Source organism: Streptomyces sp. NBC_01465 (assembly GCF_036227325.1).
GTDB lineage: Bacteria > Actinomycetota > Actinomycetes > Streptomycetales > Streptomycetaceae > Streptomyces.
The window spans coordinates 6,827,734-6,845,996 of the sequence record NZ_CP109467.1 but is presented as its reverse complement, the minus strand read 5'-3'; the positions used below and the strand labels follow the sequence as shown (position 1 = coordinate 6,845,996).

At 70.4% G+C, this 18,263-nt stretch carries 16 protein-coding genes; 11 read left to right on the top strand and 5 right to left on the bottom strand.

The genetic code is table 11. The annotated features are described in order from the left end of the window. Positions 1-34 precede the first annotated feature (34 nt). The gene (locus tag OG707_RS32135) at positions 35-2,923 is read left to right on the top strand and encodes a glycoside hydrolase domain-containing protein (protein WP_329124568.1); all 2,889 of its coding nucleotides are present in this window, start codon (positions 35-37) and stop codon (positions 2,921-2,923) included. Between the two features lie 9 nt (positions 2,924-2,932). Here OG707_RS32135 and OG707_RS32130 read toward each other — a convergent pair whose 3' ends face one another. Continuing rightward, positions 2,933-3,604 (bottom strand): DUF4389 domain-containing protein, encoded by a 672-nt coding sequence (locus OG707_RS32130; RefSeq protein WP_329124565.1) that lies wholly within the window; start codon positions 3,602-3,604, stop codon positions 2,933-2,935. A gap of 107 nt (positions 3,605-3,711) precedes the next feature. Between OG707_RS32130 and OG707_RS32125 the strand changes: the two genes are divergently transcribed. Next, a complete protein-coding gene (locus OG707_RS32125) occupies positions 3,712-4,110 on the top strand; it encodes a VOC family protein (protein WP_329124564.1) in 399 nt (132 codons plus the stop codon). On the opposite strand, the gene OG707_RS32120 is transcribed toward OG707_RS32125, so the two are convergent. Then, on the bottom strand, positions 4,047-4,787 hold the full coding sequence (locus OG707_RS32120) for a helix-turn-helix domain-containing protein (RefSeq protein ID WP_329124562.1): 741 nt from the start codon (positions 4,785-4,787) through the stop codon (positions 4,047-4,049). The two genes, OG707_RS32125 and OG707_RS32120, sit on opposite strands and share 64 nt — an antisense overlap. A gap of 62 nt (positions 4,788-4,849) precedes the next feature. On the opposite strand from OG707_RS32120, the gene OG707_RS32115 reads away from it, so the two are divergent. Genes OG707_RS32115 through OG707_RS32100 form a run of 4 tightly spaced genes read left to right on the top strand, consistent with a single transcriptional unit; the run spans position 4,850 to position 11,457 of the window. Next, positions 4,850-5,191 carry a CU044_2847 family protein gene (locus OG707_RS32115; RefSeq protein WP_329124560.1) on the top strand — a complete coding sequence of 114 codons (342 nt, stop codon included), beginning with the start codon at positions 4,850-4,852 and terminating at the stop codon, positions 5,189-5,191. Then, positions 5,191-6,909: a VMAP-C domain-containing protein gene (locus OG707_RS32110; protein ID WP_329124558.1), complete on the top strand. Its 1,719-nt coding sequence runs from the start codon at positions 5,191-5,193 to the stop codon at positions 6,907-6,909. Before OG707_RS32115 ends, OG707_RS32110 begins: the two co-directional genes overlap by 1 nt. Positions 6,910-6,934: 25 nt before the next feature. Beyond that, a complete protein-coding gene (locus tag OG707_RS32105; protein ID WP_329124555.1) occupies positions 6,935-7,945 on the top strand; it encodes an AAA family ATPase in 1,011 nt (336 codons plus the stop codon). Continuing rightward, positions 7,942-11,457 (top strand): SAV_2336 N-terminal domain-related protein, encoded by a 3,516-nt coding sequence (locus tag OG707_RS32100; RefSeq protein WP_329124553.1) that lies wholly within the window; start codon positions 7,942-7,944, stop codon positions 11,455-11,457. The genes OG707_RS32105 and OG707_RS32100 overlap by 4 nt, the downstream gene beginning before the upstream one ends. On the opposite strand, the gene OG707_RS32095 is transcribed toward OG707_RS32100, so the two are convergent. Then, the gene (locus tag OG707_RS32095; protein ID WP_329124551.1) at positions 11,454-12,617 is read right to left on the bottom strand and encodes a YihY/virulence factor BrkB family protein; all 1,164 of its coding nucleotides are present in this window, start codon (positions 12,615-12,617) and stop codon (positions 11,454-11,456) included. The genes OG707_RS32100 and OG707_RS32095 overlap by 4 nt on opposite strands. A gap of 17 nt (positions 12,618-12,634) precedes the next feature. Here OG707_RS32095 and OG707_RS32090 point away from each other — a divergent pair, with 17 nt between their 5' ends. Further along, entirely contained in the window at positions 12,635-14,275 is a 1,641-nt protein-coding gene (locus OG707_RS32090; protein ID WP_329124549.1) for an acyl-CoA dehydrogenase family protein, read from the top strand. Between the two features lie 212 nt (positions 14,276-14,487). After that, positions 14,488-15,756, top strand: a complete 1,269-nt coding sequence (locus OG707_RS32085; RefSeq protein WP_329124546.1) for a GAF domain-containing protein — start codon at positions 14,488-14,490, stop codon at positions 15,754-15,756. A gap of 14 nt (positions 15,757-15,770) precedes the next feature. Here OG707_RS32085 and OG707_RS32080 read toward each other — a convergent pair whose 3' ends face one another. Continuing rightward, positions 15,771-16,358: a hypothetical protein gene (locus OG707_RS32080; RefSeq protein ID WP_329124544.1), complete on the bottom strand. Its 588-nt coding sequence runs from the start codon at positions 16,356-16,358 to the stop codon at positions 15,771-15,773. Between the two features lie 78 nt (positions 16,359-16,436). Next, a complete protein-coding gene (locus OG707_RS32075) occupies positions 16,437-16,799 on the bottom strand; it encodes a DoxX family protein (RefSeq protein ID WP_329124542.1) in 363 nt (120 codons plus the stop codon). Positions 16,800-16,905: 106 nt separating this feature from the next. Between OG707_RS32075 and OG707_RS32070 the strand changes: the two genes are divergently transcribed. The 3 genes from OG707_RS32070 (at position 16,906) to OG707_RS32060 (ending at position 18,103) form a co-directional block, all read left to right on the top strand. Continuing rightward, the gene (locus tag OG707_RS32070; protein ID WP_329124540.1) at positions 16,906-17,283 is read left to right on the top strand and encodes a winged helix-turn-helix transcriptional regulator; all 378 of its coding nucleotides are present in this window, start codon (positions 16,906-16,908) and stop codon (positions 17,281-17,283) included. Positions 17,284-17,328: 45 nt separating this feature from the next. After that, a complete protein-coding gene (locus OG707_RS32065) occupies positions 17,329-17,907 on the top strand; it encodes a GNAT family N-acetyltransferase (RefSeq protein WP_329124538.1) in 579 nt (192 codons plus the stop codon). A gap of 112 nt (positions 17,908-18,019) precedes the next feature. Continuing rightward, positions 18,020-18,103 (top strand): putative leader peptide, encoded by an 84-nt coding sequence (locus OG707_RS32060; protein ID WP_329128092.1) that lies wholly within the window; start codon positions 18,020-18,022, stop codon positions 18,101-18,103. The last annotated feature ends 160 nt before the right edge of the window (positions 18,104-18,263 follow it).

Sequence of the window (18,263 nt, the reverse complement as noted above, 5' to 3'; positions counted from 1 at the left end):
TAATAAATAGCGCCCCCGACGGAGCAGACAACACATGGGTGAGACCGGCTACCCCGAGCTGAACCACGGGCTCGCATCCTGGGACAACGACGTCTACGGAAACCATCGCATTCTCGTGCGGGTTCCCAGGACGGACCCCACGGCCCTCGCGGTCGCGGCCGAGCTGCCCTGGCGACGCCACGATCCGGATCCCGAGGCGGTCGACCTGGTCGTCCTCGCGCCGTCGGGCGACCGGGTGCGCAATGTCGTACGCACCGAAGTGACCGCCGACCGCGGCCGCATCGCCTTCGAACCGGTGGACGGCCCTGGGACGTACGCCGTGCACTATCTGCCGTACGCGCACACCGGCAACCCGCACTATCCGCAGTCCGAGTACCGTCGCCCCACTGCCACCGCGCACCCTGCCTGGGTGCAGCGCTGCGGCCTGCGCAGCCCCGGCACCTGGCACAAGCTCCCCCGGGCGGAGGCCTTCCGCTACGAAGCAGCGAGCGCCGTCGACTCCTTCGCCCCGCTCGGCTTCGCCGCCACGGCCGCCGAGACCGCCGCACTCACCGCTGCCCACCCGGGCGAGCCCTTCCTGGTCTTCGCAGAGAACCGCGCCCATCCCCTGGGCCGGGCCTCGTTCATCCCGGCGCGCTGGGCGGCGACCGGCCCGTTCGCGCCGTTCAAGGGGGCCGCCCGGCGCGGGGAGTTCTACGCGCTGCAGGCCGGCGTCCATGCCGTACGCCCGCTGACCGGGGTGCACGCGGAGGTCCGCGGACTGCCGTTCCCCGTCCGCGCGATCACTCAGGGCGGCACCGACGCCCGGGGCGAGACCTTCGAGAAGGACATCGCGATCGGCGAAGGGCAGTTGCTCTCGCTCTGGTTCGGGCTCGACATCCCCAAGGACGCGGTTCCCGGTGCGTACGAGGGCGAGATCGCGGTCCGCGCCGACGGGGCCCCGGAGCGGACCCTGCCGGTGATGATCGCCGTCGGCGAGGACGCTGTCGAGGAGCACGGCGCGGGTGATCCGGCGAGCCTGGCCCGGCTGCGCTGGCTGGATTCCACGCTGGGCCATGACGACGAGCTCGTGCCGCCCTTCACCCCGGTCAAGGCCGACGGGCGTCAACTCGCCATCCTGGGGCGGATGGTGGAGCTCGGCCACGACGGTCTGCCCACCCGTATCACCTCGTCCTTCACCTCCGACGTGACCCGCACGGACGGACCGCCGCGTGACCTCCTCGCCGCCCCCGTCACCTTCGACGTCGGCCGCCCGCTCGACCAGGGCCCGCTCACCGTCACCCTGCCCGGTCCCGCCCGCGCCCACTGGCACACGGAGGCCACCGGGGAGGGCCTGCGGCTGCGCACCGAGGGCGAGTTGGAGGCCGACGGCTTCCTGCGCATCCGCACCACCGTCGAGGCACTGACCGACACCACGCTCGACGTGACCCTGGACGTCCCGGTCCGCGCCGAGGCGACTCCGTTCGTGATGGGCCTCGGGCTGCGCGGCCAGAAATGCCCCGCGAGCTACGACTGGACGTGGCAGACCGCCGTCCACAACCAGGACGCGCTCTGGCTCGGCGGCCCCTCCGCCGGCGTACAGCTCTCACTGCGCGACGAGCACTACGCGCGCCCGCTCAACACCAACTACTACCGCGAGAAGCCCCTGGTCACCCCGCGCTCCTGGGCCGGTGACGGTGACGGCGGAGTACGCCTCCGCACGGCGGACGGGACCCGCACCCTCACCGCGCACAGCGACACGGCCACCCTGGCCGCCGGGGAGAGCCGCTGCTTCGAACTGCGGCTGCTGCTCACCCCGTTCAAGCCGATCATCCCGGGCCGCCACCTCGCCGAGCGGTACTTCCACGCGTACGCGGACCCGGCCGAGATCGCCGCGTACGGCGCCAACGTCGTCAACATCCACCACGCGACCCCGCCGAACCCGTACATCAACGACCCCCTCCTGGAAGCCGGAGCACTCCGCGCCTACACGGACGAGGCCCACTCCCTCGGCATCCGCGTGAAGGTCTACAACACGGTCCGCGAACTGACGCGCCAGACACCGGAGTTGCCGGTCCTGGCCTCCCTCGGCGACGAGGTCCTGGCCCCGGGCCCCGGCGGCGGTCACGCCTGGCTGCGCGAGCACCTCGGCGACGGCTACGTGCCCGGCTGGGTGGCGCCCGACATCGGCGACGTCGCCGTCGTCACCTCGGGCGACTCGCGCTGGCACAACTCCTATGTGTGCGCGGTCGACCGGCTCCGCCGCCACGTCGGGGTCGACGGGCTCTACCTCGACGACGTGGCCTTCGACCGTACGACCATGAAGCGCGTCCGCAAGGTCCTCGCCGGATCGGGCGAGACGCCGCCCCTGATCGACCTGCACTCCTGCAACCAGTACCGGGAGGCCGACGGCTTCGCCTCCAGCGCCAACCTCTACGCCGAGCTGATGCCGTACACCGACCGCCTCTGGCTGGGCGAGCTCTTCGACTACGAGGGCACGGACCCGGCGTACTGGCTCGTGGAGATCTCCGGCATCCCCTTCGGCCTGATGGGCGAGATGCTGGAGGGCGGCGGAAACCCCTGGCGCGGCCTCGTCTTCGGCATGACGGCGCGCGCCCCGATGACCGATGTGCGCCCACTGTGGCGGGCGTTCGACCAACTGGGCCTGGAACAGGCGGAGATGACGGGCTGGTGGGCGGAGGCCCCACTGGTCCGTACGGGCCGCGACGATATCCTCGCGACCAGCTGGCGGGGTCCGGGCCTTGCGGTCACTGCGATCGCCTCCTGGGCGGACGGGCCTGCGGAGGCCGTCCTGAGCGATGCCTCAGGGCCGGTGGCCGCGTACGCGCCGGAGATCACGGGGTTCCAGCCGGAGCGGCGTTTCGCCGCGGGCGAGCCGGTCCCGGTGGAGCCGGGGCGCGGCTGGCTGCTCAGGCTGGGCTGAGGGCGGGGGTCAGTGTTCGGCCTCCCCCTGGTCGAGGCGGAAGGGCGGATAGGTGTCCGTCATCAGGAAGGCGTACGCGGCGACGCGTGCCGCCCACCGGTGGACGCCGATGTTCAGGTCGTACATCCCGCGCGGGTAGCGGCCGGTGAAGAGCAGCGCGACGCCCGCGAAGAAGGTCAGGGCGGCGGCGAGGCCGCCCGAACCGGACAGCTGGGAGCCGCCCGCGAGCATCGAGACCAGGATGTACTGCGGGATCGCGAGCAGCCACCACTTGACGAGGACCAGGCCCCGGGAGAGCGGCTGCTCGGGGTAGGCGATCTCCAGGCGGGCCGGGTAGTCGGGGACGTCGGCCAGGGTGAAGGGCGGATAGCGGTCGGTGCCGAGGGTGCCGTAGGAGTAGTACGACACCCGCCAGCCCCAGCGCAGGACGCCGACGTTGAAGTCGAACAGGGCCCGCGGGTAGCGGGTGGTGAAGAGGATCGCGAAGAACGCGACCACGGTGACGAAGAAGAAGGCGATGCCCAGGAGGAGCAACACGATGTAGTGCGGAATCGCCAGGAGCCACTTCACGAGCCACAGCCAGCGGGAGAGCACGGGTTCGTAGTGGGCTTCGAGCCGGACGGGGCTGTCGGGACTGCCGGAGCCGCCGAGGCCCTCGGTCGGTGCTGATACGGACGTCATGCCGATCATCTCCTTGCCGGTTCGAAGGAACCGGCCCACCCCTCTCTCTACGGGTCATGTCCGTTTCATACAAGACCGGGCGATGACGTTCCCCTTACGTTTCAGGCATGACTCCACAACTTGACGCGATCGGCATCGTCACCTCCGACATGGCGGCCTCGCTCGCCTTCTACCGGCGGCTCGGGATCGACATCCCGGCGGACGCCGACGCACAGCCCCATGTCGAGGCCACGCTGCCGAACGGTCTGCGACTGCTCTGGGACACCGAGGAGACACTCCGCTCCTTCGACGCCGGCTGGCAGCCGCCGCAGCCGGGCGCGGGACGGCTCGGCCTCGCCTTCCTCTGTGCGAGCCCGCGCGAGGTCGACGAGGTGTACGAGGCGCTGGTCGGGGCCGGTTACGAGGGCCACCTCAAGCCGTGGGACGCGGTCTGGGGCCAGCGCTATGCGACGGTCCACGACCCGGACGGCGGCGAGGTGTCGCTGTTCGCGCCCAGCGCCGCGTAACGGCTGAGGGTCGTCCCGGCCAGGTCCCGCATCTCGCGCGCGAGATGGGCCTGGTCGGTGCAGCCCGCCGCAACGGCCACGTCGGCGTACGGCATTCCGGTGGCGGCGAGGGCCAGCGCGCGCTGGAGGCGGAGGATACGGGCGAGGGTCTTGGGCCCGTACCCGAAGGCGCGGAGGGAACGCCGGTGCAACTGGCGCGCCCCGAGCCCGACGGCCTGCGCGGTGGCGTTCACGGGTCGCCCGGCGGAGAGGTGCGCGGCCACGGTACGCATCACGGGGTCCGGGGGTTCCACCTCCTCCGCCCTGCCGAGAGCCACCGCCTCCAGGGCGGCGGCCGGATCGGAGGACGCGTCGATGCGTCCGGTGAGGCGGCGGACGTCGGCCGCGGGCCAGAGGTCCGCCAACTCGACGCGATCGTTGAGGAGTTCGTACGCCGGTACGCCGCCCAGGAAGCCCGGCCCCGTGCCGGGCGCGAAGCGCACTCCGGCGATCCGGCCCGGGATGTCGCCCGGTGCGTGCGCCCGGGTGTCCGGGCCCGCGACGAAGAGCCGGCCCTCGGTCCAGAGCAGATCCATGCAGCCGTCGGGCAGCACCGGGTACTCGGGCCCGCCCGCACCGGCCGGAGTCCGCGACCAGACGACGGCCCCGTCGAGGTAGGAGGCTCTTTCCGCATACACGTCGGCCAAGCTAGTGCACACTGGTGTCTCTCGGTACAAGTCGCTCTGCTTCGGGGGCAGTTGTGGGCGCACTGATCGAATACACAACGGACAGCGGCGCTCAGGTCGTCGTCGAGATCGACCGCCAAGCACCCGGTGCCAGACTTGTGGCACGCGGCGACAACACCTTGGCCCAGGCGGGGCAGACGCTCGACTCCGCCCTCCAGAGCATCCGGTCCGCCGCCGAGTCCGCTCTGACGGTCTTTCGTGAAGGCAAGCTCAAACCTCATGGCGTGGAACTGGAATTCGGCGTGAAGCTGACCGCCGAGGCCGGAGCCGTGATCGCCAAGAGCTCGGTCGAGGGGCATCTTCTGGTCAAGCTGACCTGGTCCCCGCCGAACGATGCAACGACGGCAGACGGCTGATGAGCTCCCCGTCCTGGCATGCGCGTGTCGAGTGCGACGGGATCGTGCGGGGCGCCGGATTCCTCGTCTCCGACCGACAGGTGGTCACCTGCGCACACGTGGTGCAGTACGACGGACCGGTCTCGGTCACCTTCCCCGGCGGTCCGGGCATCGGGAGGGTCCTGGCCACGGTGGTGCGCGGCCCATGGGCGGGCAAGCTGCTCGATCCGGGCGATGTGGCCGTCCTCGTACTGGAGCGTCCCGTTCCTGTCGAACCCGCCGCCTTCACCCTTCTGAACGAAACCGTCGCCGGCCCGTCACCCAGGATCGTCTGCTACGGATTCCCGGACGGCTACGACGAAGGGACACTGAGCGAACTGAGCCTGGTGTCCGCGCAGTTGATCTCCGACGAGTGGGCACAGGTAACGGCGTGGAAGGAGCACGGACAGGGGCTGGCCAGTGGCTTCAGCGGGGCGGCCGCGATGCTGGCGGAGGGTGGCAAGGTCATCGGGATGATCGCCTCACAGGATCCGGACGCACACAACGGTCGGATCATCCCTGCCCAGGTGATGGGACGGCACCTTCCGGAACTCGCCGATCTCATCCCTACACCGGGGTACGGGCCCGCGGAAAAGCACTGGCTGCGCGAGCTGATCCGGCGCGCGTCAGGGGCCACGTACGACTTGGATCGTCTCTTCGCCAACGCCTGCGGGGCCTTCGGCTTCCACCGGCCGGCCGACCGCTTCCGCACTCTGTGGGAGGCGGTCTGGTACCTGCTGTCGGAGTCACCGCCGCGGGCCGCGTCCCTGCCGCTGGCCGACCTGACCGAAGGGCTGGCGCGGCTCGTCGGGGACGACAGTCTCAGCACCGACCTCAGGGCCTGGTCGCGCGCTCACAGGAGGCGCTTCGATGCCGCCGCCCCGGCCTCGGTGGACAGCCACTGGGCTCCGATCCTGGTCGAGATCAGACGCAGCGGCGCCGACCGCAATTCCCTGCTGGCCGAGGTGTCCGCCTTCAGGAACGGCCATGGGCAGCTTGTCGCGGAGGACCGGTTGACCCGGGCACAGCTGCGCGACTGGGTGCTGGACAAGATCGAAGCGGCGTACGGCGAGCTCGACCTGAAGGGCAAGGAGCTGGTCGCCTTCGTACTGCCGCGCGGCTGGCTCAACGAGCCGGTCGACCAGTGGGTGCCCAGCAGAGGCAGAGAGAAACCCCTGGGGTGCAAGTCGCCCCTGGTGGTCATGGACCTCGAGCGCCGTACCAACCACCGCCTCCAGCGCGGGCTCCGGCAGATCTGGGCATCTCTCGACGCGCACCAGACGTCCGCGCTGTACCGGATCGACTGCGACAGCGCGTACCAGCCCGATGTGCTCTCGGTCGAGCTCCAGGACGTCCTCAGCCCTGTGGGGTTCGCGCGGCCGCCCCGGGCTCCTCGCGACAAGAGGTTGTACGGTGCCGCGCTTGATGCGCCGGCGCCGATCGTGCTGTGGTCGCGGACCGCTTGCAACGGCGCTGGGTGCGCGCAATCCTGCTCGGGCAGTGACTTCCTCGACCTCCTGGCGGAGCATCTGGAGGGACTGGCGCCGTCCGATGTCCCGAGCTTGATATGGACGTTGCGCAAGCAGGCGTTCACGAACCGCGAGCCGGTGCCGCACTGGGCCCAGGGGCTGTCGCTCATCTGGGAAGATCCGCGCTGGTTCCCCGGGGTTCAGCCCATCGCCGCATCGCCCGTCGGTTGAGGACGATTCACCTCTGGAGATCCCGATGCCCCTGTGGCCCGTCTACACCGGCGCGAGCGAACCCCACGACGGGATCGCACAGTTGCCACCGCCGCCGCCCTGGCGCGACTTCAACGGCGGGCCGGTGCTCCGGGCGCCCGCGGACATCGCGGGAGGTGCGGGCGCGTCCCCCGACCGCGTGCACCGGGCACAGACCTACCGAGCGACGGAGAAGAGCATCCAGCTCGTCAACGCCGCGCTCTATCTGCGCAGACCGCTGCTGGTGACGGGCCCTCCGGGGAGCGGCAAGTCGACTCTGCCGTACGCGGTCGCACGGGAGTTGAAGCTCGGTCCCGTACTGCGGTGGAACATCACCAGCCGGGCGACGCTGAACGACGGGCTCTATCAGTACGACCCGCTGTCGAGGCTGTACGCGGCCGGGCAGAGCACCGAGGACTCCGGCATCGAGGATCATCTGCGGCTGGGTCCGGTGGGCACGGCCCTGCTGCCGTATGAACTTCCGCGCGTCCTGCTCATCGACGAGATCGACAAGAGCGACCTGGACCTGCCCAACGACCTGCTCAACATCCTGGAGGAGGGACAGTACGAGATCCCCGAACTGGTCCGGGCGGCGCGCAAGTTCCCCGAAGCCAGGCTCCTGGCCTCGGATTCCGACGAGAGGGTGGCGGTGCTCCGGGGGCGGGTGCGCTGCAGGGCGTTCCCGTTCGTGGTCCTGACGAGCAACGGCGAGCGCGAGTTCCCGCCCGCGTTTCTCCGCCGATGTGTCGCCCTGCAGCTCAAACAGCCGCTGCCGGGGCACCTCGAGGACATTGTGCGGGCCCATCTCGGCGAGCTGGACGACGGCGCGCACCGGGTGGTCGACGCCTTCCTGGAGCGCGCGGGCAGCGGTGAGCTCGCCACTGATCAACTGCTCAATGCCATCTATCTGACGCGGGCCTCCGGGCTCCGCGGTGCGTCCAGCGACGAACTGGCGCAGAGCCTGATGCCGTATCTGAGCAGCCGCCCGGCCGACGCGGACTCCGGTGAGCTCGGATGACCACCCCGCTGACGGAGCTCGCGTGGATCCTGGAAGCGGCCGGAGACGGACCGCCGACCGGGCGGGAGCTGGCCGAACTGCTCTGGCTCGCACAGTACGTTCAGGTGAAGCAGGAGCCGCCGGCCGAGGCAGCAGGAAGCCTGCAGGAGACGCGGGCGGCAGCGGAAAGGACGGCTACCGCGACACTTCCTCCTTCGTCTTCCCCGGCCGGCTCCGGCTCTCCGCCCCTCCCGGCCGCTCCACCGGCCGCGGAGCGGGTACCTCTGTTCGCGCCGGCGGACGGGCGCTCCCTCCTCGACGGCGCCCAGGAGTCGGTCCTTGCCCCCGCTCCCCCGATGCTCTCCCGCCCCCTCGAAATCCAGCGGGCGCTGCGCCCCCTGCGGCGGACCGTTCCCTCCCCGTACGCGCAGGAGTTGGACGAGACCGAGACGGCACACCGCATCGCGGCCACCGGTGCGGGGCCCGAGATGTGGCTGCCGGTGCTGCGGCCTCGCCGGGAGCGGTGGCTGCAACTGCGCCTGGTCTTCGACTCGGGTCCCACGATGACGATGTGGGAACCGCTGCTGCACGGCCTGCGGACGGCTGTCGGGCAGACCGGGATGTTCCGCACGGTGGAGGTGCTGCGGCTCGGACCTGACGGGCGGGTGCCGGCCCGGGCGTGGCTGCCTGGCAGGACCCTCGTCCTGGTGATCAGCGACTGCATGGGGCCCCAGTGGTGGGCGAGCGCCGCCGGGTCGCGCTGGTACCGGACGCTGCGGCGCTGGGCGACGGCCCTGCCCGTGGCGGTCGTGCAGCCGCTGCCGGAACGGCTGTGGGACAGCACGCCCTTCCCGGCCGTGCCCGGTCTGCTGTCGGCGCCGTATCCGGGCGCTCCGGATACGGCCCTCGGTTTCGCACCGTACGAGAAGTACAGGACCGTCGGCGAGGGCAGCATCCCGGTCCCCGTGCTGGAGTTGGCGCCCGAGTGGCTGGGGCACTGGGCATCACTGGTGGCGTCGGCCGGGGCGGGCGAAGTCCCGGGCGCGGCGGCCTGGCTGAGTGAGCGGCCGCCGTCCGCATCGCAGAGTGGGGCGCCCACGCCCGAGGAGACCGGCGCGGAGGCGCTCGTGCTGCGCTTCCGGGCAACGGCCTCCCCTGCCGCGTTCTGGCTGGCCTCCCATCTGGCGGTGGGTTCCGCGCACTTGCCGGTGATGCGGCTCGTGCAGGCGGCGGTCGAGGAGCGCCCCGAGCCGCGGCATCTGGCCGAGGTCGTGCTCAGCGGGATGTTGAAGTCGCTTCCGGGCGCGTCCGGTGCGTACGACTTCAGACCGGGGGTTCGCGAGGTACTTCTCGGTACGCTGCCGCGCTCGTCCCTGTCCCGTACAGCCCGGCTCCTCGGCCGGGTGAGCTCCCAGATCGAGGCCCGCGCGGGCACGGTCCCCGGCGAGTTCCGGGCGCTGATCGCAGCGGAGGGCGGACCGGTCGGAGTGGTACCTGGGGACCCGTTCGCGCTGGTCAGCAGGGAGAGCGTACAGCTGCTGCGGGGGCCGGAGCCCGAGGTGGCGAAGCCTGCTGCGGGCTCCGGAGCGGTCTTCGCTCCTCCGGTGCTCAACGACCGTTATGAGCTGCACACGTTGTTGGGCAGTGGCGGGGAGGGCGAGGTGTGGCTGGCGCACGACCTGGCGTTGAAGCGGTCCGTCGCGGTCAAGCTCTTCCCCTTCGTCCAGTCGGCAGGGGTCGCCTCGGCACGCGAGGCGGTCACCGACGCGTTTCTCGCTTCCGCACAGGTTGTTCAACTGTTCTCGAACCCTCTGCTCGTCACGGTGTACGACGTGTTCGCAACGGACAAGGCCTGCAGTCTGGTGATGGAGATGGTGGAGGGCTCCTCCTTGCGCGAGGTGCTCGACCTTTACTCCGGAGCACTCCCGGCGGACCGCATCGTCGAGATCGGCCGGCTGGTGCTCGAGGGACTCGAAGTACTGCACCGCGGGGGCGCCGTGCACGGAGACCTGAAGCCGTCCAACATCATCTTCCGCCAGGACGGCAGCCCCGTGCTCTGCGACTACGCCATCAACTGGACCGACGCAAAGCACGGGGACACCGTGCTGGCGTCCAGCATCCGCCCTGATGCGACATGGGCAGGGAGAACTCCCTGGTACACGGCTCCCGAGGGGAGCCGTGCGCCGGAGAGCGATTTCTACGCCCTGGGCTGTGTCCTGTACGAACTGGCCACCGGCGCGCCGCCCTTCCCCAGCACGAGTTTCACCAAGGTGGTCGTGGACCATCGGACCGCCGCCCCGGAGCCTCTGCGGACCCTTCGCCCCAATCTGCCGGCACAGCTCGAAGACGCTGTTCTGGCCCTGCTCGCCAAAGAACCCGAGGCCCGGCAGCGGGGCGTGGAGATCTTGATGTCGTCGGATCCGCGCTGGCTCAGCGGGACCGCGTGCCGCTGGCAGTACGACGTGCTCGGGCCGCCCTGGATCCATCACGACATCCTCGCGACCCATGACCGCACGCATCTCGACGTGCTCTGCAGGCTGTTGTGGGCGAACGGCGCACCGCTGACGGTGGATGAACTCTGTGTCGGTGCAGCGGACAGAACGACGGAGGACATCGAGCTTTTCCTCCGCGAACTGCAGGGATTCGGGCACGATGTCGCCGCCCGCCCCGACGGCTTCCTGCTCATCGCCGGCCCGGATCAACTCGACCTCACGAGAGCCAGGAGGCTGGCCGCGCAGGCCGTGGCCGCACGCGAACTCGGCGATGCTCTGCGCAGCCGCGATCTCTTCCGGGAGTCGCTCGGCCTCTGGTACGGCGAACCGCTGGATGACGTCCCTGGCGAGTGGGCGGCAACCGAGCGCCGCAGACTGCGGGAGTGGCGTACCGAACTGGAGCGGTCTTGCGACGAGATGGACCTGGCCCTCTTCCCCAGAGGCCCCACGCACATCGGCGCGTCCCTCTTCCACCCGGTCGCCGACGACACGACCGCCGCATTGGTGAAGCGGGCGCTCCACTCGGTGCTGGGCGATGCCTCGGCGACTGAGGTTGTCCCCTTCGGCGCACCCTCGGAAACGGTCGAGGTCGACGCGGAGGCCTCCGTATCCGAAGTGATGGCGGCAGTCATCGACCACCTGCCCGACACCCTCCTGTCCACTCTGCCCCACAGGCACGAGAGTCTGGTGCTGGCAGTCACGGTCCGCATGAAACAGGGCAATCCGGTGGTCGCGCCTCCCCGTCCGCGGCAGGTTCCCCGCGTGGGGCTGCTGATGAGCGTGACGGTGCCGGACGACGTGCACAGACAATTCGACGGGAAGTTGCGACAGCACTTTCGACGACGACTGGTGGAGACGGACACGGGTGATTTCTCGGCGGTCTGGTCCCGGACCGTCAGCCGCTCACAATCGGCGGACTGGGAAGAGGTGAGCCTCCGTTCCCCCTGGTATCTCAGGCTGACCAGGCGGCTCATTGCGGGCCGCACGGTAACCGGCGGCGCCGACACCGTCTACCCGCCCGAGTCCGAATCCCCGCGTTAGGGTTTCTGTTCCTTGTCGCGACCGCCGCTCCCCCGCAGCCGCGACGTCACATCGGTCGGCGGCAGGAAGCGCGACCAGCGCTCCGGGAACTCCGACGGCATGTCCGCGCTGTCGTCGTCGCCGTCGTCCTCCTCGTCGTCGTCCTCGTCCACCCCGACCGTGGGGCGGTACGTCGGCCGTGCCGGGAGCCGCGACGTGTGCGCCGCCCGCATCCGCTCGTTCGCGGCGCGCGCCGCGGCCGTCGCGGCGGCCGGCCAGACGCGGTCGATCGCCGCGTTGACGGCCGCGCCCACCAGGACCGCGAACGCCGAGATGCCGATCCACAGCAGGACCGCGATGGGCGCCGCGAGGGAGCCGTAGATGGTCGGGCCCTCGACCTGGCTCGTGAGGTAGATGCGGAGCAGCAGGCTGCCCACGAGCCACATGCCCAGCGCCACCAGCGCGCCCGGCACGTCCTCGATCCATGGGGAGCGGACCGGGACGGACACGTGGTAGAGCGTCGTGAGGAAGACGACGGAGAGGAGGATCATCAGCGGCCAGTACAGGACCGCGATGACGTCCGTGCCCCAGGGCAGGAGTTCCACCACCCGGTCGGGGCCCACCACCGCAAGGGGCAGCACCACGGCGCCGATCAGCAGGGCGATGACGTACAGGAGGATCGACAGGAGGCGGGTCATGACGATGCCGCGGCGGCCGTCGAGGCCGTACATGACCGTGATCGTGTCGATGAAGACGTTGACCGCGCGCGAGCCCGACCAGAGCGCGAAGGCGAAGCTGATCGAGACGAGGTCGGGGCGTTTGCCGTGGGTGACGTCCTCGAGGAGCGGAGTCGCGAAGTCGTGGACGCCGCGGTCGGAGAGGACCGTGGAGGCGGCGTGCAGGATGTTCGTCTCGATGCTGGCGACGGTGTCGGTGTTGGTCCAGCCGTCCACGTAACCGAGCAGCGCGATGAGCGAGAGCAGCAGCGGTGGCAGCGAGAGCAGCGTGAAGAACGCCGCCTCCGCCGCGAGTCCGAGGATGCGGTACTCCATGCACGAGTTGACGATGTCCTTGAGAAGGAGCCAGGCCGTCTTGCGCTTGGAGACGTTGTTGTAGAGAACTCGAGCCCGGTGGAGCCGGCCGCCTGAATGCCGCCCACCTGTTTCCTTTGCTGCCTGCACCTCCTTACCGTAGCGGCATGGCAGCCACCACCCACACCGTGACCAATCAGCCTCCGCCCCTGGTGGGGTACGACGTCTTCTCTGCCGACCGGGTGCTGACGGAGGCCGTGGAGCGGCACACCGCGCCTGAACTCCTGGACGGCGTACGGGAGGAGCTGGCCTCCCTCGGGCGGACGGCGGGATCGGCGCAGGCCCGGGAGTGGGGGGTCCAGGCCAATGAAAATCCGCCGAAACTCAAAACCCACGACCGGTACGGCCACCGCGTCGACGAGGTCGAATTCCATCCGGCCTGGCACCGATTGCTCGGTAAGGCCGTTTCGTCCGGTCTGACGGATGCCTGGGGGCGGCCGGCCGGGCATGTGCGCCGGGCGGCGGGGTTCCTGGTGTGGACGCAGGCGGAGGCGGGGCACGGCTGCCCGGTGTCGATGACACACGCGGCGGTGCCGACGCTGCGGACCGATCCGGTGCTGGCCGCGGAGTGGGAGCCCCGGCTCACCTCGCATCTGTACGAACAGGAGCTGCGGCCCGCGTCGCTGAAGTCGGGCGTGCTGTTCGGGATGGGGATGACGGAGAAGCAGGGCGGGAGTGACGTCCGGGCCAATACGACGAGCGCGGTGCCGCTGGCCGCGGAGGGTGAGTATCTGCTCACCGGGCACAAGTGGTTCTGTTCGGCGCCGATGTGCGACGGGTTCCTGGTGCTCGCGCAGGCGCCCGGGGGGCTGACCTGTTTCCTGGTGGAGCGGGTGCTGCCGGACGGCACGCGGAACGTCTTCGCGATCCAGCGGCTCAAGGACAAGCTGGGCAACCGGTCCAACGCGTCGAGCGAGGTCGAGTTCGACGGGACCCTCGCCCGGCGCGTGGGCGAGGAGGGGCGCGGGGTGCGGACCATCATCGAGATGGTCGCCGCGACCCGGCTCGACTGCACGATCGGGGCCGCGTCCCTGATGCGCCAGGCCGTGGCCCAGGCCACGCACCATGCCGTGCACCGCAGCGCGTTCGGGGGTGCGCTGATCGACAAGCCGCTGATGCGCAACGTACTGGCGGATCTGGCGCTGGAGTCGGAGGCGGCGACGACGCTCGCGATGCGGCTCGCCTCGGCGTACGACAGCGACACGGACGAGGAGCGGGCCTTTCTGCGGCTGGCGGTGCCCGCGGCGAAGTACTGGACCACCAAGCGCTGTACGCCCGTTGCCGTGGAGGCGCTGGAGTGCCTGGGCGGCAACGGCTACGTCGAGGAGTCGGGGATGCCCCGGCTGCTGCGCGAGTCGCCGCTGGGCTCGATCTGGGAGGGGTCGGGGAACGTACAGGCGCTGGATGTGCTGCGGGCGCTGCAGCGCGAACCGCAGGCGTTGAACGCGTTTCTGCAGGAGGTCGGCAAGGCGCGGGGCGCCGACCACCGGCTGGACGGTGCGATCAAGAACCTGCTGACCGAACTGTCCGATCTGGACGGTATCGAGGCGCGGGCGCGGCGGCTGGTGGAGCGCATCGCGCTGGTGCTGCAGGGGTCGCTGCTGGTGCGCTGGGCGCCGCCGGAGGTCGCGGACGCGTTCTGTGCCTCGCGGCTCGGCGGGGACTGGGGCTCGGCGTTCGGGACGCTGCCGCACACTCTGGACCTGCGGTCGGTCGTGGAGCGGGCACGGGTCGACGTGGAGGCGTGAACACGTAAAACAGCCGGGGTGGGTGCTGCGCCGACACGGCACCACCCCCGGCTGGTGATGACAACTTTCGTACAACCGCACGTCTGCCCGCGAGGGTTGCAGAAGGTTGCAGCGGTTGTTCGGAGTCCCGGACACCGGGCTCCCGGGCGATGCACCATGTGAAATGTAGGTATCACAGCCTGTGCACAGCCTTGGCTTTCCCGGGGGTTCCAGTGAAGACGCGACCGCTCGACCTCGCCCGCCTGAACGCGCAGCACAGCGCGGAGACGGCGCGCGTGCTGCACGGCCTGCACGAGGCGGCCTTCTCGGGCAAGCCTTCGCGTGCCACACCACGACCGGTGATCGACGCCTCGTGGCAGCGGATGATGCGCATCGGTCTGAACCCCGACCAGTCCACCAGCAGCGTGCTGTTGGAGACGGCCGAGCTGGAGCACCGGCGCAGAGCCACGGTCCTGGGCGAGCTGATGCCTTCGCTCAGCCAGGGGCTCGTCTCGATCGCGGACGCCTCCATGCAGGTCATGGTGGTGACCGACGAGGGGGGCCGGGTGCTGTGGCGCGACGGCAACCAGGCGGTGATCCGACGGGCGAACGGGATCTGTCTGGAGGAGGGCGCCGCCTGGTCCGAGGACACCACGGGGACCAATGCGATCGGCACCGCCCTGGAGGCCGCCCGGCCCGTACAGGTGCACTCCGCCGAGCACTTCGTCCGTACGCTCCACAACTGGACGTGCGCGGCGGCCCCCGTCCACGATCCGCGCGACGGCCGGCTGCTCGGCATCATCGACATCAGCGGCCCCGAGTCCACCTTCCACCCCGCCACCCTCGCCCTGGTCGACTCGGTGGCGCAGCTGGCCGTCTCCGAACTCCGCCAGCGCCACCACGTCTCCATCGAACGGCTGCGGTCGGTGGCGGCCCCGATCCTGTGCCGGCTGGGCGGCCGCGCCCTGGCGGTCGACACGCACGGCTGGCTCGCGGCGGTGACCGGGATGCCGCCGCTGGACCGTCTCCCGATCCCCAAGTCCTTTGCCGCGGGCCGCAGATGGCTGCCCTCGCTGGGTATGTGCGCGGTGGAGCCGCTGCCCGGCGGCTGGCTGATCAGGATCGACGAGGAGACCCGGGATTCGACGAACCGGATCGTCCTCGACCTGACGGCACCGCGCCGCTCCTCGGTGACCGTCTCGGGCCCCGCGGGCAGCTGGACGCACGAACTGTCCCCGCGCCACGCCGAGTTGCTGTACGTACTGACCCTGCACCCCCAGGGCCGGACCGCCGCCGAGCTCGCCGGGGACCTCTTCGGCGACATCACGCGCACCGTGACCGTACGGGCGGAGATGTCCCGGGTGCGCCGCCACTTCGCGGAGGTGCTGGCCCACCGCCCCTACCGCTTCGTCGAGGGCGTGGAAGTGGACGTGCTGCTGCCGGACCACCCCATGGACCTGCTGCCGCACTCCATCGCGCCGGCCGTGCGAGCGAACGCCTGAGGGCGTCCAGGGGGTCAGAACTTGCCCTCCTGCACCTCCGTGCGGTGGCCGAGCTGTCGGGCGAACTCCGCCTGGAAGCCGGTGCCGAGCGGCGGCCAGCCCCAGAAGTCGAAGGCGAGCGCGCCCAGGTCGAACCCCGACCCGAACTGCCATGCGGTGACGGGGACTTGGGCGCCGCAGGCGGGACAGGCCGCACTGCCCTCCCCCGTCTCCTTCCAGCCGGCTATGGCGTCCCGGAACGGCCGCCAGGCCTCGTCGTCCGGCTCGAAGCTCTCCGGGTAGTCGATGATCACCACGCGCCCGTCGCACCGCGGGCACGTCGCGGAGTCCGCCGTGTCCTCCCCCTGGCCGCCCACGTGGTACTCCCGCCCCACGACGACGGCCACCGGCCCCGGCTCCCAGCCCGGATCCTCCACCGCACGCTGCCAGTTGGGTCCGGGGAGATATCCCTCGTCGACGGTCAGGCTGTAGACGCCGTCGCCGGACAGCTCGCGGATGATCAGCCCCTCGCCGACCATCCACTCCACCATCCGCTCCGCGAGCGCCCCGGCGTCCTCGCCGCTCACCTCGACGTCGACGATCCGCTCGAAGAAGTCACCCATCGCCCTCTGCCCCCTCCCGTTGCATGTGTCTCCACTGTGCCAGCCACCACTGACAACGCCGGTTCGGGACGCCGGACTTCAGTACGCGGCCCCCAGCCACACGGCCACCGCGGCGAGCACCAGCAGGGCGATGTTGAGCCCGATCACCCGCACCTCGCCCCGCGACAAATGCACCGCCAGCCCGCCGATCTGCACGAGGACCAGCCCGACGGCGGCCGCGACGGCGAGTCCGACGGCGATCCCCGTCAGCGGGGGCAGAACCAGTCCGAGGGCTCCCAGCACCTCCAGCGTGCCTATGAGCCTGACGAGCGGCATGGGCACGGTGTCGACCCAGCCCATCATGGGCCGCAGCTGCTCCTGGCTCCGGACGACCTTCAGCCCTCCGCCGTAGACGTAGAACAGCGCGAGAAGCGCGGCGACGATCCAGTACGCGACATGCATGGGGACCCCTTGAGGACAGTTACGAACCGTAAGTGGCCTCATCATGAGTGACTGTGGAAGGGCCTACAAAAGGCACACGGATGTGCGCAAGGCACAAGGAGCTGTCATGTCGCAGTACGAGCACACCTGCATGATCCGGGGCGACGGCGGCCGGGCGATCCGCGCCGTACTGGACCGGATCTGCGACAAGTGGACGCTGCTGATCGTCGCCACGCTCGACCAGGGCCGGCTGCGCTTCACCGAACTGCACCGGCACGTGCCCGGCATCTCGCAGCGGATGCTCACCCTGACCCTGCGCAACCTGGAACGGGACGGACTGGTCTCCCGCACCGCCTACGCGGAGGTCCCGCCGCGCGTCGAGTACGCACTCACGTCCCTGGGCAAGAGCCTCATCGCTCCCGCCCTGGCCCTCGCGGGCTGGGCCATCGAGCACAACGCGGAGATCCAGTCCAGCAGGGCCGAGTACGACACCCCGCCCGCGTAGCCACCCGCCGTGGCCGCCCCCGGCCGCGCGTGATCCGATGTCCGCATGAACAGCACCACCGTCACCGTCACCACCTGGTCCCTCGAGCAGACCTCGCCCGCCGACCTGAATCCCGCGGCCGTCCCCGAGGGCGACGACATCCGCATCGTCCGCGCCGAGGTCCCCTCGCCCGAGTTCAGCCGCTTCCTGTACGCCTCCGTCGGCGGAGACATCCAGTGGATCGACCGGCTCGCGCTCACGTACGCGCAGTGGGAGGAGATCCTCGACCGGCCCGGGGTCGAGACCTGGGTCGCGTACGACCGGGGCACGCCGGCCGGGTACGTCGAGCTGGACCCGCAGGACGACGGCACGGTGGAGATCATGTACTTCGGCCTGATCCCGGCGTTCCGGGGGCGCCGGATCGGCGGCCACCTGCTCTCGTACGGAGTGCAGCGCGCCTGGGACCTGGCCGAGCGGTGGCCGGAGCGGACGCCGACCAAGCGGGTCTGGCTGCACACGTGCAGCCTGGACGGGCCGTATGCGATGGACAACTATCTGCGCCGCGGATTCAGGCTCTTCGACACGAAGACGGCCGAGGAGCCCGACGTACCGACTCCGGGGCCCTGGGCCGGTGCGCAGGGCTGACGTACGCCCGGCCCGCGTGACGGACGACACACTGTCTCGCGATACGGGACAGTGTGGTCCGCATTCTGGATAGTGGTGGACTGGCGCGAGATCGCCGTGACACGCTTCCGTCATGTCTGGAACTGGAATTGCCTTGGTGAGTCGACGCCACGTCGACCTCGGCCGCGTATCCAGCGCCATCTGTCCGGCGCGCTGATCAGAACCAGCCACGCCGTTTTCCGATACACCCCGCCGTCCCCGTCGTAGCGGACGAGCCGAAGCACCCCTTGCACTCGAGCCACCGCGTCCTGCCGTGAACAGGCAGGTCACAGGGGTACCTTCAGCCTGACCGCCGCCCCCTTGAGCCGCCACAGAAG